11 protein-coding genes are annotated in these 12,623 nt (G+C 62.3%); 4 read left to right on the forward strand and 7 right to left on the reverse strand.

All coding sequences use genetic code 11. The annotated features are described in order from the left end of the window. Window positions 1–107 precede the first annotated feature (107 nt). Window positions 108–1,784 (forward strand): formate--tetrahydrofolate ligase, encoded by a 1,677-nt coding sequence (locus tag MN188_RS00930; RefSeq protein WP_242104916.1) that lies wholly within the window; start codon window positions 108–110, stop codon window positions 1,782–1,784. An 88-nt stretch (window positions 1,785–1,872) separates the two neighbouring features. Continuing rightward, the gene (gene folD / locus MN188_RS00935) at window positions 1,873–2,775 is read left to right on the forward strand and encodes a bifunctional methylenetetrahydrofolate dehydrogenase/methenyltetrahydrofolate cyclohydrolase FolD (RefSeq protein ID WP_242104917.1); all 903 of its coding nucleotides are present in this window, start codon (window positions 1,873–1,875) and stop codon (window positions 2,773–2,775) included. 28 nt (window positions 2,776–2,803) lie between these two features. On the opposite strand, the gene MN188_RS00940 is transcribed toward folD, so the two are convergent. After that, entirely contained in the window at window positions 2,804–3,595 is a 792-nt protein-coding gene (locus MN188_RS00940) for a crotonase/enoyl-CoA hydratase family protein (RefSeq protein WP_242104918.1), read from the reverse strand. Between the two features lie 68 nt (window positions 3,596–3,663). Then, a complete protein-coding gene (locus tag MN188_RS00945; RefSeq protein ID WP_242104919.1) occupies window positions 3,664–4,089 on the reverse strand; it encodes a PaaI family thioesterase in 426 nt (141 codons plus the stop codon). A 114-nt stretch (window positions 4,090–4,203) separates the two neighbouring features. Here MN188_RS00945 and MN188_RS00950 point away from each other — a divergent pair, with 114 nt between their 5' ends. Further along, on the forward strand, window positions 4,204–4,974 hold the full coding sequence (locus tag MN188_RS00950) for a LytTR family DNA-binding domain-containing protein (protein ID WP_242104920.1): 771 nt from the start codon (window positions 4,204–4,206) through the stop codon (window positions 4,972–4,974). On the opposite strand, the gene pdeM is transcribed toward MN188_RS00950, so the two are convergent. The 3 genes from pdeM to MN188_RS00965 all read right to left on the reverse strand — a co-directional run bounded on the left by pdeM (window position 4,971) and on the right by MN188_RS00965 (window position 9,445). Beyond that, window positions 4,971–5,636: a ligase-associated DNA damage response endonuclease PdeM gene (gene pdeM / locus MN188_RS00955; protein WP_242104921.1), complete on the reverse strand. Its 666-nt coding sequence runs from the start codon at window positions 5,634–5,636 to the stop codon at window positions 4,971–4,973. The genes MN188_RS00950 and pdeM overlap by 4 nt on opposite strands. Window positions 5,637–5,697: 61 nt before the next feature. Next, window positions 5,698–8,100 (reverse strand): ligase-associated DNA damage response DEXH box helicase, encoded by a 2,403-nt coding sequence (locus MN188_RS00960; protein WP_242104922.1) that lies wholly within the window; start codon window positions 8,098–8,100, stop codon window positions 5,698–5,700. Window positions 8,101–8,131: 31 nt separating this feature from the next. Beyond that, the gene (locus MN188_RS00965) at window positions 8,132–9,445 is read right to left on the reverse strand and encodes an ATPase (RefSeq protein WP_242104923.1); all 1,314 of its coding nucleotides are present in this window, start codon (window positions 9,443–9,445) and stop codon (window positions 8,132–8,134) included. Between the two features lie 142 nt (window positions 9,446–9,587). Between MN188_RS00965 and MN188_RS00970 the strand changes: the two genes are divergently transcribed. After that, complete coding sequence (locus MN188_RS00970) at window positions 9,588–11,201, forward strand: hypothetical protein (RefSeq protein WP_242104924.1); 1,614 nt, start codon at window positions 9,588–9,590, stop codon at window positions 11,199–11,201. A gap of 37 nt (window positions 11,202–11,238) precedes the next feature. On the opposite strand, the gene MN188_RS00975 is transcribed toward MN188_RS00970, so the two are convergent. Both MN188_RS00975 and MN188_RS00980 read right to left on the reverse strand, forming a co-directional pair. Beyond that, window positions 11,239–11,739: a prepilin peptidase gene (locus MN188_RS00975; RefSeq protein WP_242104925.1), complete on the reverse strand. Its 501-nt coding sequence runs from the start codon at window positions 11,737–11,739 to the stop codon at window positions 11,239–11,241. A gap of 7 nt (window positions 11,740–11,746) precedes the next feature. Next, on the reverse strand, window positions 11,747–12,607 hold the full coding sequence (locus MN188_RS00980; protein ID WP_242104926.1) for a tetratricopeptide repeat protein: 861 nt from the start codon (window positions 12,605–12,607) through the stop codon (window positions 11,747–11,749). Between the last annotated feature and the right edge of the window lie 16 nt (window positions 12,608–12,623).

Raw genomic sequence — 12,623 nt, forward strand, 5'->3', positions numbered from 1 at the left:
CGACGATTTAGGCGTGGGAAATGTCGGATTCCCGCCTGGGAATCCCAAAACCGCCCTGTATACGCGAAAGGGACAGAAGGTCGCACCCAACCAAACAGGGACCAGCCATGAGCTATAAATCCGACATCGAAATCGCCCGCGAAGCCAAGAAACACCCGATCATGGAGATCGGCGACAAGCTTGGTATTCCGTCCGAACATCTGCTGCCCTATGGCCATGACAAGGCCAAGGTCGGGCAGGACTTCATCAATTCGCTGAAGGACCGCGAAGACGGCAAGCTGATCCTGGTGACCGCGATCAACCCGACGCCCGCGGGCGAAGGCAAGACGACCACCACGGTGGGTCTGGGCGATGGCCTGAACCGGATCGGTAAGAACGCGATGATCTGCATTCGCGAGGCCTCATTGGGCCCGAACTTCGGCATGAAGGGTGGCGCCGCGGGCGGGGGTTACGCCCAGGTCGTGCCGATGGAGGAGATGAACCTTCACTTCACCGGCGATTTCCACGCCATCACAAGCGCACACAGCCTGTTGTCGGCGATGATCGACAACCACATCTATTGGGGCAATGAATTGGAGATCGACGAGCGCCGCGTGGCTTGGCGCCGGGTCGTCGACATGAACGACCGTGCGCTGCGCGACGTCGTGGTCAGCCTGGGCGGCGTGTCCAACGGCTTCCCGCGTCAGACGGGCTATGACATCACTGTGGCCTCCGAAGTTATGGCGATCCTGTGCCTGTCCAACGATCTGCAAGACCTGCAAAAGCGCCTTGGTGACATCATCGTCGCCTATACCCGCGCCCGCACGCCGATCTATTGCCGTGACATTGGCGCCGATGGCGCGATGACGGTGCTGCTCAAGGACGCGATGCAGCCCAACCTGGTGCAGACGCTGGAAAACAACCCGGCTTTCGTGCATGGCGGTCCCTTCGCCAACATTGCGCATGGCTGCAACTCGGTCATCGCGACGCAGACCGCGCTGAAGCTGACCGATTATGTGGTGACCGAGGCGGGCTTTGGCGCCGATCTGGGTGCCGAGAAGTTCATGAACATCAAGTGCCGCAAGGCGGGGCTCGCCCCCTCCGTCGTGGTGCTGGTCGCCACGGTGCGCGCGATGAAGATGAACGGCGGGGTCGCCAAGGCCGACCTTGGGCCAGAGAATGTCGAGGCCGTGCAGAACGGCTGTGACAATCTGGGCCGCCACATCGAGAACCTGAAAAGCTTCGGCGTGCCGGTGGTGGTTGCGATCAACCACTTCGTCACCGACACCGATGCCGAAGTGCAGGCGGTGAAGGAATATGTCGACAGCCACGGGGCCGAGGCGATCCTGTCGCGTCATTGGGAGCTGGGCTCGGAAGGGTCCGAAGACCTGGCGCGTCGGGTGGCCGAGATTGCCGATGCGGACGTCGCGGCCTTTGCGCCGATCTATCCCGACGACATGCCGCTGTTTGAAAAAATCGAAACCATCGCCAAGCGCATCTACCGCGCCGACGAGGTTCTGGCCGACAACAAGGTGCGCAATCAACTGCGCGATTGGGAAGAGGCCGGCTATGGCCACCTGCCGGTCTGTATGGCGAAAACGCAGTATTCGTTCTCGACCGACCCGACCCTGCGCGGTGCACCCACCGGCCATTCGGTGCCGGTGCGTGAGGTGCGTCTGTCGGCGGGCGCGGGCTTCATCGTCGTTGTCTGCGGTGAGATCATGACCATGCCGGGCCTGCCGCGCAAACCGGCCGCGTTGTCCATTGGCATCAATGATGATGGCGAGGTCGAAGGCCTGTTCTAAGCGAAAAAGGGGTGTGCACATCCGGTGCGCATCCCCTAAACATCCTGTGCATGCATTTGTGCACACAGACGTCTGAGGAGAGGGTCCCATGAGCGCCAAGATCATCGACGGCAAAGCTTTCGCCGCCACCGTCCGCGAAAAAGTCGCGACCCATGTCACCCGTCTGAAGGATGAAAACGGCATCACCCCCGGCCTGGCCGTGGTTCTGGTGGGTGAAGATCCGGCCAGCCAGGTCTATGTGCGCTCAAAGGGCAAGATGACGGTCGAAGTCGGCATGAACAGCTTTGAACACAAGCTGGACGTGAACACCGCCGAGTCCGATCTGCTGGCGCTGATCGACCAGCTGAACAAGGATCCGGCGGTGCATGGCATCCTGGTGCAGCTTCCGCTTCCTGGTCATCTGAACGAAGACCTGGTGATCAATTCGATTGACCCGGCCAAGGATGTGGACGGGTTCCACATCTCGAACGTGGGGCTTTTGGGCACCGGGCAGAAATCCATGGTGCCTTGCACGCCGCTGGGCTGCCTGATGATGCTGCGCGACCATCACGGGTCGCTGTCCGGTCTGGACGCGGTGGTGATTGGCCGCTCGAACATCGTCGGCAAGCCGATGGCGCAGCTTTTGCTGGGCGACAGCTGCACCGTGACCATCGCGCACAGCCGCACCAAGGACCTGCCGGACGTGGTGCGCCGCGCCGATATCGTCGTGGCCGCCGTGGGGCGCCCCGAAATGGTGCCGGGCGACTGGATCAAGCCGGGTGCCACGGTGATCGACGTGGGCATCAACCGCATCGACGCACCAGAGAAGGGCGAAGGGAAAACCCGCCTTGTGGGCGACGTGGCCTATGACAGTGCCGCCGCCGTTGCGGGTGCGATCACCCCGGTGCCGGGCGGCGTCGGCCCGATGACCATCGCCTGCCTGCTGGCCAACACGGTCACCGCCTGCTGCCGCGCCAATGGCCTGGCCGAGCCCGAGGGGCTGACGGCCTAAGCTATTGCAATAAGTTGAGAAACGCGCGTCAGTCCTTGAAGACTGGCGCGCGTTTTTGCATGCCAGCCATGATTGCTTCCATCTGGTTGGGCTGGCCGACAAGAGCCTCCTGCGCCACGCTTTCGGCGATCAGGGTCTCTTCGATCCCCATCAATTCCGTGTCCGTGATCAGGGCCTTGGCCGCGCGCACCGCGTCGGGGCTTTTCGCCGCGATCTCGTGGGCCAGCGCGGTGGCGCGGGCCAGAGGATCGTCGGCCAGCTCGGTGACAAAGCCGTAGTCACGCGCGGCCTCGGCGTCGAATTGTTCCGCCGTATAGGTCAGCTTGCGGATCACGTCCGCGCGCGCCAGCCGGCGCATCAGGACCATGCCCCCCATGTCCGGCACCAGGCCCCAGCGGCCTTCCATGATGGAGAACCGCGTGCCGGGGGCGGCGATGCGGACGTCAGCGCCCAGCATGATCTGGAACCCGCCCCCGAAGGAAAAGCCGTGCACGGCGGCAATCACCGGTTGCGGCAGTTCGGCCCAAACCATCGCCGTAGCCTGAAACAGGTTCGACCGGTTGTGGGTTCGGGTAGCAAAGCCCACGTCCTTGGCGGCCTTCGCCAAAAGCGGCATCGCAGCCACGTCCAGCCCGGCGCAGAAGGCTTCGCCCGCGCCGGTCAGAACCACCGCGCGAATATCGCGCCGTTTGGCCAGTGCCTCTCCGGCGGCAACGATCCCATCGATCATCGCCAGGTCCAGCGCGTTGCGTTTTTCCGGGCGGGACAGGGTGACAATGGCCACGGGGCCGTCTTCGGTAATGGTGACGCGGTCGCTCATGGGGTTCTCCTTTGATGGTGCCAGTGTGGGCCGGGGGCGGGGAAAACCCAAGTGTGTCGTTGCGGCACTCAGGCGATAGGCACTGGCACCATCGTGCCCAGCAACACGGCGACATGGCTGCGTGTGGCCCCGTCCAACGCCCAGACATTCGCCTCGACCGTCATGATCCGGCGCCCGGGGCGGATCACCCGGCCTTCCGCCACCAGCCCGTCGCCCCGGGCCGGCGCCATCAGGTTGATTTTGATCTCGGCGGTCACGACCTCCTGATCCGGTGCCATCATCGTCAAGGCGGCATAGCCCGCCGCGCTATCGCCGATCGAGAAGGTCAGCCCCGCATGGCCGACGCCATGTTGTTGTAGCGCGCCGGGCGGGATGTCGGACAGGATGCGACAAAACCCGTCATCCAGCGCGTCCAGCCGTGCGGTCAGGGTCTGCATCATCGATTGCCGGGCGAAGCTTTCCCGAACCCGGTCGCGGCCCTCTTGCGTGATCATACTATGTGTCCTTCAGTCAACAAATCTCTATCCCTTTGGTTTAGCAGCCATTTTGGATTGAACCAATTTCCAAATCACTCTACTCTCGGTTCTGGTTCGGGGTGAAGAGGTACCATGTCTCGCTTTTTTCAAGCGTTCAAGGCGGCGTTGCTGCATCCGATGCGGTGGACCTTGTGGGTTGTGCTAAGCACCCTTGTCGGCCTGGCCGGACCGTTCGGAACCTTCGATGTTTTCAGCGCGCCCGAGCGCATCCTGTATTGGGCCATCACGATCGGCGTTGCCATTGTCATTGTCGTGGCCGCGCGCCTGGCACTGCGACAGCTGTTTCCCCAGCTGGCCCAGATATGGATCAGCTTGGCCATTGCGTTAATTCTGGCCGGGCTTCTGACCCCGGTGATTGTCTTCGTTCTTCAAACGGTCGTCGAGCGCCATATGGATGTGAACGAACCACCCTGGATGGTCTACGCCATGGTTGCCGGGGCCGGGTTGTATATCGAAATCCTGCGCATTACGGCCCTGCGCTGGCGCCAGGCGCATACGCCACCGGTTGAGCCGCCGGCCAATCCGTCCCCCCGCCTTGCCCGGCGCCTTCCCGACGGCATGGGCGGTGAGATATTGCATCTGAACGCACGCAATCACCTGGTGGATGTGCACACCAGCACCGGCTTGATGACCCTGCGCCTGCGTTTGAGCGACGCGATCAATGAGATGGAAGGCGTGCCCGGCCTTTGCACACATCGGTCACATTGGGTGGCGCTTTCGGCGGTCGTCTCCTCCGAATGTGAAGGGAACCGCCCGGTGCTGGTGTTGCGAAATGGCAGCCGTGTGCCGGTCAGCCGAAAATATGAGCCGGATGTCGTGGCGCAGGGCCTGCTGACGCGCTAGCGACGCGGCATCGGGATTGCCCGGGGAACGCCCCCAACCAGAACCGCCACCGCCTCAGCCCGCATCAGGCGTGCCAGCGCGGCGTCGTCCGCACGCAGCCCCCCGGTATAAGTGCCATAGGCGGGTAGGATCACCCGGTCGCTGTCATGCAGAAGACAGGGGCGCGACAGCCTGCGGCCTCGCAGGCTCACCCGCGCCTTGGGGTGATAATGCCCTGAAATCTCGCCCGCTGCGCCAGGCCGCGCGATGTGGCGAAACGTCAACGGCGGGGCATGCAGCTCGGCCAGGTGGGTGCCGCCAAACTCGACCGGGCCGGGGTCGTGGTTGCCCTCGATCCAGACCCAACGCCGCCCGGCCATCAGCCGCGACAGCAACAGCGCGTCGGCGTCGTCCAGGTTTTCCGAGGCTTCCAGGTCGTCGAAACTATCACCCAGACAGATCACCGTGGCCGCAGCACAGCGTTCTATATCCAGCGCCAACCGGGCCAGTGTGTCGTGGGTTTCATAAGGTGGCAGCATGGTGCCACCACGCCTTGCGATGCGCTCGGATTTGCCCAGATGCAGGTCGGATACACACAGGGTGCGTGCTTGTCCCCACCACAATGCGCCCGAAGGCAGCATGGTCAATTCCGTGCCGGCAAAGATGAAATCATACCCGTTCATCCTTTGTTCCAAGCGTATTTTACGTAAAAAAGCAAGGGGCAAGACCGGATCCCCCCGGGGGTCAGGCCAATCCGGCCTCGGCCATCAACCGATCCGCCTCGGCCGCCAGCAGCGCCTCGGCCCCCGCGCCGTCGACCGGGACCTTGCCAACCTCAAGGAACAGCGGTGCGGCAAAGGGAGTTACCTGGTCCAGATGCACATGGTCGATCCGCCCGCGCGTACGCGCCAGCATGTCCTCGATCCGGGCAAAGCCGATCAACCCTTGCATCGCTTCATCGCGGGTGATTTGCAGCATCAAATGATCGGGATCATACTTGCGCAGCGTGTCATACAGGATGTCCGAGCTGAACGTGGCCTGACGTCCCGTGGTGCGTTTGCCCGGCAGGTTGCGTTCGATCAGCCCCGCGATGGTGGCGGTGTTCTTGAAGGTGCGCTTCATCAGCGCGTTTTCGGCCAGCCACCCCTCCAACCCGTCGCGCAGACCGGTGGGGTCCAGCATCGCGACGGGGTCGGCGATCGGCTCCAGGCTCCAGATCAGCGTGGCATAATCGGTGGCGACAAAGCCCAGTGGGCCGTGGCCGGCCTCCTCCATCCGTCGCGTGACCAGAAGACCCAGCGTCTGCATCGCGTTCTTGCCGGCAAAGCCATAGATGCAGCTGTGCGCGCGGCCTTCGTGGGGGAAGCTTTCGAGCAGGATGCGCCCGACCCGGGGCAACTGAGACACGGATTTCTGCAAATGAATCCAGTCTCTTGTGTGGTCAGGAAGGGGGGGGAGTGGGTTGCGATGCAAAAGCTCCAGAATGCGGGCGGATAGCTGCGTGGAGGTCGAGAACTTGGTGCCCATGAACACCGCGACTTTGGGTTTGCGGCCCCGGTCAAGGCTCACCTGCACTTCCATCTCGCGCAGGCTCTCGAAGCGCACGATCTTGCCGCCCATCAGGAAAGTGTCGCCTTGGGTCAGGGACGCCGCAAAGCTTTCTTCGACCTCGCCCAGCGGTTTGCGCCCGGCGCCGCGCATGCGGACCTTCAGCGTGTCCGTGTCGATGATCGTGCCCATATTCATGCGGATACGTTGCGCCTGGCGCGGGTCGCGCAACTGCCACAAGCCATCGGTGCGCTGCATCAAGCGTTGCCAGCGGTCATACGCCTTCAGCGCATAGCCCCCAGTGGCAGCGAACGCCAAACAGGCGTCAAAATCCGCGCGGGTCAGGGCGGCATAGGCGCCGGCGCCGGTGACCTGGCTGAACAGCGCGTCCGCGTTGAACGGGCCGGAACAGGCAGTGGCCAGAATGTGTTGGCACAGCACATCGCGCGGCCCCGGCCCGCGTGGATCACCGTCCAGATCATGCGCCAGTGCAGCCTCGATCGCCGCGTGGCATTCGATGATCTCCCAACGGTTCGCGGGCAATAACAACGCCTTTGAGGGCGCGTTGTAGCGGTGATTGGCGCGGCCGATCCGCTGCACCAGGCGTTTCACGTTCTTCGGCGCGCCGACTTGGATGACCAGATCCACGTCGCCCCAGTCAAGTCCCAAATCAAGGCTACCCGTGCAGACAATTGCCTTCAGCCGTCCCTCGACCATCGCCTGTTCAACCCGCGCGCGGGCCTCGCGTGACAGCGATCCGTGGTGAATGCCGATCGGCAGCGCGTCTTCGTTGGCCAGCCACAGGTTGTGAAAGAAGATTTCGGCCTGAGCGCGGGTGTTGTGAAAGATCAGGGTGGTCTTGTGCGCGCGCACCTGGTCCAGCACCTCCGGGATCGCATAGGCGGCCCCACCGCCGGACCAGGGCGGGGGGGTGTCCGTGGTCAACATCGCGATGTCCGGATCCGGGCCGGGGTCGGCGGTCAGGATGGCGCATGGCGACGGATGCGGCGCGAAATACTGCGCCAATGCGGGCGGGTCCTCGACCGTGGCCGACAGGCCCACGCGGGCCAGGCCCGGGCACAGAGCGGTCAGCCGTGTGAGGCACAGCATCAGCTGATCGCCGCGCTTGCTCTCTGCCAAGGCGTGTAATTCGTCCACAACCACGCGTTTCAACCCCGCGAATATGCGTGGCGCGTCCTCATAGGATAGAAGCAAGGCCAAACTTTCGGGCGTGGTCAGCAGGATATGTGGTGGATCGGCACGCTGCGCCTTCTTGCGGGTCTGGGTCGTGTCGCCGGAGCGGTCCTCGACCCGGATATCCAGCCCCATGTCGGCAATCGGCGTCATCAGGTTGCGCTTCATGTCCGCCGCAAGTGCCTTTAGGGGCGAAATGTATAAAGTGTGCAAGCCTACGCCGGGATTCTCCGCCAAATCGACCAGAGAAGGTAGGAATCCTGCAAGTGTTTTCCCGCCGCCGGTCGGCGCAATCAGCATCAAGGCGGGCTCGGACGCCCGCGAAAGCATGCCCAGCTGGTGCGGATGGGGCTGCCATCCGCGCGCGGCGAACCAGTCGTGAAAAAGTGCAGGCAGAATGGTCATGCTGGCAGGATAATCCCGCCAGCAGGTAAAGTCAGTGCACGATTTCCTCTTCCCGCACGAACATGTTGGCCCAGGCGCGATCCAGAAGTGCCGGCGTCATCTGATACGGGATGCCTTCGAATTCGCAGATCGAGATCATCTGGTCGATCAGGAACACCGGCTGATAGTTCGCATAGATGTTGTCGATGGTCGGGTATTTCTTCTTGAGAAGATGAACCAGCGTCGCTTCGTCCAACGGCATCTTTTTCTTGCGCGCGACCATGGCGAAGATTTTCAGGAAATCCTCCTGCGTCGGCCCATCAATCTTGATCTTGTAGAAAATCCGGCGCAGGGCCGCTTTGTCGAAGATCTCGTTCGGGTGGAAGTTGGTCGAGAAGATCACCAGGGTGTCGAACGGCACTTCGAATTTCTCACCCGATTGCAGCGCCAGGATGTCCTTGTTTTCCTCAAGCGGCACAATCCAGCGGTTGATCAGCGCCTGCGGCGGCTCGGCCTGACGGCCAAGGTCGTCGACGATGAAGACGCCGCCGGTGGATTTCAACTGCAGCGGCGCCTGATAGGTGCGCGAGGTCGCATTATAGACAAGGTCCAGCATATCAAGGGACAATTCACCGCCGGTAATCACAGTGGGTCGTTCGCACAGCACATAGCGGCGGTCGTATTTGTTCGAGGTGCGACGCAGGGTGTTCGGGTCGTCGACCTGTTCTTCGGCCGAGGAATGCACGATCGGGTCGAAAACGGTGATGACCTGACCGGAATACTCGATCGCGCGTGGCACATAGATCTTGTCGCCCAGGGCGTCCCGGATGCCGTTCGAAATCGACGATTTGCCGTTGCCCGGCGGGCCATACATCAGGATCGAACGACCCGAACCGACCGCCGGGCCCAAATGGTCCAGAAGCTCATCCGGCAGAATCAGGTGGCCCATCGCGCCGGTCAGCTGGCCGCGGGTCATCTGGATGTTGCGGATCGACTGGCGTTTGACCTGTTCGGCATAGACCTCCATGGGTACCGGCATGGCGCCGTAGTATTCAGACTGAGCCAGCGCATCCAGCGCACGGGCCTTGCCGCCGTCGGACAGGCGGTAGCCCATTTCGTTTGACGTGGTATTGGCGTGCATCGTACCCATCGCCTCAATCAGCGACTGGCTGCGGCACATGTCGATCAACTCTTGCACCACCCGCGAGGGCAGCGCCAATACGCGTTCAAGGTCGGACACCATCTCCACATTCATGCGAAACATCGTCTTGAGAAGGATATCGCGCATCATCACCACGCTCAGCCCGGTGTCGGACATATTGCGGGCGGGCGGCGGTGCCATGACCTGTGTGGGCTGCATGTTCATGAGGATTGCTCTTGTTTTTGCCGGATTTTTTCCGTGATTCTACCGATCAGGGGCCATTTGGACAACAAAAACCCGTGGGATGGTTTTACATCGGCAATTCTGCAACGGTAGTGTTGCGTAAGCATTAATAACGGACCGGGCAATGAGCAGAGCAAACGCAATCCTACTGGCAGGTTTTCTGACAAGTTTTCTGATCGTTCTGGCGGGCGCGACGCTAGCCAAGGGCGGGTTCATGCTGGGCAAGCACGAAGGCGACACGCTGCACCTGTTGGACATCGTGTTCCGCATGGCAGCCGGAGAATTGCCGCATCTGGATTTCGTGACACCGATCGGGCTGTTTGCAACCTTGCCGATTGCCCTTCTGGTTAAGGTGGGACTTGGCGCGGGGCAGGCCATGATTCTGTCACAAGTCATTGTCGCCGCACTGTTTTTACCCGCAATCTGGTGGGTGGCCGCGACCCGGTTTCGCGACGCGGTGGGCTGGATCTTCGGCGCAGTCATCCTGATCCTGATCCTGGCGCTGGTGCATGGCACGACCGAGCGCAGCGTGTCATTCTCGATGCACTACAACCGTTGGGCCTGGGCCGCGGCGTTCCTGGCGATCACCACGGCGATCCTGCCCAGCCTGAGCCCGCGCCACCATGCGGTTGACGGTATTGTCATCGGCTTGGCCGTCGCGGTGATGGCGATGACAAAGGCGACCTATTTCGTGGCCTTCGCACCGCCAATCCTGGTCGCATTGCTGGCGCATCGGGCCGGGCGCAGCCTGCTCTGGGCGATCGGTTCGGGCCTGATCGTGGCAGGATTGGTCACCTTGGCGGCTGGAATCGAGTTTTGGCTGGCCTATCTGGACGACCTGAGAACCGTGGCGGGAAGCGACGTGCGACCCAATCCGGGCGAAACGTTGCAGGTGGTGATCGGCGCACCGGCCTATATGGCGGGCAGTCTGCTGCTGATCCTCTCGGCCATTTTGTTGCGCCAGGCCGGGCGTATGACCGAAGGCATGGTGCTGCTTTTGCTGGCGCCGGGGTTCTTTTATGTCACCTATCAAAACTACGGCAACGACCCGCAATGGCTTGCGCTTCTGGGGGTGCTTTTGTGGACGCTGCGCCCGACGCGTGAGGTGCACAATGCGCTGGGGTGGGATGTGGGCAAGGGCCTGTCCTATACCGCCGTCGCAGTGCTTGCGCTGGCAACACCCAGCTATACCAACCTGGCCTATAGTCCGTTTCGCCACCTGTCGGTCAGCGCGGCGGATTACATGGCGATGCTGCCGGGCACCGGGGTTCACGAAGACTTGCGCGTCGCAACGTCCCGCAACCAGCGTGTGGATGCAAAAATACCGGTGGACGGACCTGACACGCCCTATGCCTGGCTCGACGCAGGTCCGCGCGAGGATGAGGTGACGTTCCAGGGCGAAACCCTGCCGATCTGTGCCTCGGATGCGGGGCTGAGTGTCTGGTTGCGGACCTTCGCGCGCGACATGGACGACAGCGGGTTGGTCGCGGGCAAGGCCGTGTTCACCGCCGATCTGCTGCCCTCGGTCTGGATGTTCAGCGATGCGGTGCCGTTGAAGGGCGGCGCGCCGTGGTATTACGGCGGGCTGAGCGGGTTCGACAATGCCGACCTGGTCTTCGTCCCGCTGTGCCCCTTGGTGCCGAAAGTGCGCAAGCTGATCTTGGAGGAGATCACCAAACGTGGCGCCACGCTGACAGAGGTCCGGCGCACAGATCTTTACATTCTTTACGAGAAATGAAGGGGGTGCACGGCGACGTTGGCGCCGTGCATTAGGGTCAAACGCCGTAGATCGCGCCGATCAGGAGATAGAAGATCATCGCGGCCCCCAGGGCCAGGCCCATGGGAAAATCGCGTCGCTCCCAGCTTTCCCAGCCTTCGGTGCGCGCCCGGATCCAGCTGATGCGCTTGGCCAGACGGTGGGTGACGAAGGCCGCCAGCACCACGGCAGCGAACAGATACAGGAACATGACGATGTCTGGTCGGGCAATGAAGGGCGCCATCGCGGCGCCGAATTTGGCGTCCCCGCCACCCATCAACCCGCCCATGTTCAGGACAAAGCCGACCACCAGCACCACAGCGAAATGGGTCCAGCGCCAGCCATAATCGCCCAAGGGCAGGGCGACCAGGCCGATGACGGCAAAGACGACCAGCATTGCCAGCACCGATTTGTTGGTGATCTTCATCGTGGCCATGTCGCTCCAGGCCACCCAGATCGAGATCGGGGCGGCGAAGGGCAGGAACCACCAGGCCGAAAGGGCCGACTGCGCGGTCAACATGGGGGGATCACCCGTTCTGAACGTTGTCTTCCAGCGCCCGAAGCGCACGCACGGCGGCCTCAAAGTGCTGGGGATGGGTGTCGATCGCCTGTTTCAGCAGCGCCTTGCCGGTCGAAACGTCACCCTGCTTGATCGCCGACAGCGCCAGCGTGTGAAGCAGCTGCGCGCGCTCAATCTGCGTCATCGGGATGATCGGCAGGTCATACTTGCGTTGTGCGCCGCGCGCCAGAACCAGGTTGTTCTTGGCGGTGAACAACGACTTGTCATAGGTGATCGCTTCGGAAAACAGTTTCTCGGCACCGGGGAAATCGCCGCGCGTCAGCTTGGAATAGCCCCAGTTGTTCAAGACACCCGAGGGACGCGTGGTCAGGCCCACGGCGATTTCATAAAAGCTGTCGGCCTTTTTCCATTCCTCGTTCGCATCCGCGACCATCGCTTCCAGACGGTAGCGTTTGTAGGTCTCGACGGTGGGCGGAATGGTATTCAGCACGGTTTCCGCCTTGGCCCAATCGCCTGCGCGGATCAACGCGTCGGCATGGTCCACGCGGTCGTCGTCGGTCACCTCGGCGCTGGCCACGATCTTGGCCCAGACACGGGCAGCCTCGGCCGGTTTCTTGGCGCGCACCAATGACTTGGCCAAACCACGTTGAAGATCAACCCTGTCCGGTTTGTCTTTCAAGGCACGCTGGAAATAGGCGACCGCTTCTTCTGGATCGCCGACCGTCAGCATGATGTCGTTGAGGTTGGTTTCGTCGATGACGTTCACATCGCTCATCGCGCGTTCGACGTCGGCATCGGCGGATTTTTGGCAACCCGACAGGGCCACCGCTCCGCCAAGGCAGAGCGAAACAAGGATGGTGTGGCGCATTTTGCGTCCTCTTACT

Origin of the sequence: Aliiroseovarius subalbicans, from assembly GCF_022678625.1 — a bacterium.
GTDB lineage: Bacteria > Pseudomonadota > Alphaproteobacteria > Rhodobacterales > Rhodobacteraceae > Aliiroseovarius_A > Aliiroseovarius_A subalbicans.

What these genes read in the sequence shown, in the direction of transcription:
- MN188_RS00930 (WP_242104916.1), top strand. Translation starts at nt 108, where the DNA reads ATGAGCTATAAATCCGACATCGAAATCGCCCGCGAAGCCAAGAAACAC.
- folD (WP_242104917.1), top strand. Translation starts at nt 1,873, where the DNA reads ATGAGCGCCAAGATCATCGACGGCAAAGCTTTCGCCGCCACCGTCCGC.
- MN188_RS00940 (WP_242104918.1), bottom strand. Translation starts at nt 3,595, where the DNA reads ATGAGCGACCGCGTCACCATTACCGAAGACGGCCCCGTGGCCATTGTC.
- MN188_RS00945 (WP_242104919.1), bottom strand. Translation starts at nt 4,089, where the DNA reads ATGATCACGCAAGAGGGCCGCGACCGGGTTCGGGAAAGCTTCGCCCGG.
- MN188_RS00950 (WP_242104920.1), top strand. Translation starts at nt 4,204, where the DNA reads ATGTCTCGCTTTTTTCAAGCGTTCAAGGCGGCGTTGCTGCATCCGATG.
- pdeM (WP_242104921.1), bottom strand. Translation starts at nt 5,636, where the DNA reads ATGAACGGGTATGATTTCATCTTTGCCGGCACGGAATTGACCATGCTG.
- MN188_RS00960 (WP_242104922.1), bottom strand. Translation starts at nt 8,100, where the DNA reads ATGACCATTCTGCCTGCACTTTTTCACGACTGGTTCGCCGCGCGCGGA.
- MN188_RS00965 (WP_242104923.1), bottom strand. Translation starts at nt 9,445, where the DNA reads ATGAACATGCAGCCCACACAGGTCATGGCACCGCCGCCCGCCCGCAAT.
- MN188_RS00970 (WP_242104924.1), top strand. Translation starts at nt 9,588, where the DNA reads ATGAGCAGAGCAAACGCAATCCTACTGGCAGGTTTTCTGACAAGTTTT.
- MN188_RS00975 (WP_242104925.1), bottom strand. Translation starts at nt 11,739, where the DNA reads ATGTTGACCGCGCAGTCGGCCCTTTCGGCCTGGTGGTTCCTGCCCTTC.
- MN188_RS00980 (WP_242104926.1), bottom strand. Translation starts at nt 12,607, where the DNA reads ATGCGCCACACCATCCTTGTTTCGCTCTGCCTTGGCGGAGCGGTGGCC.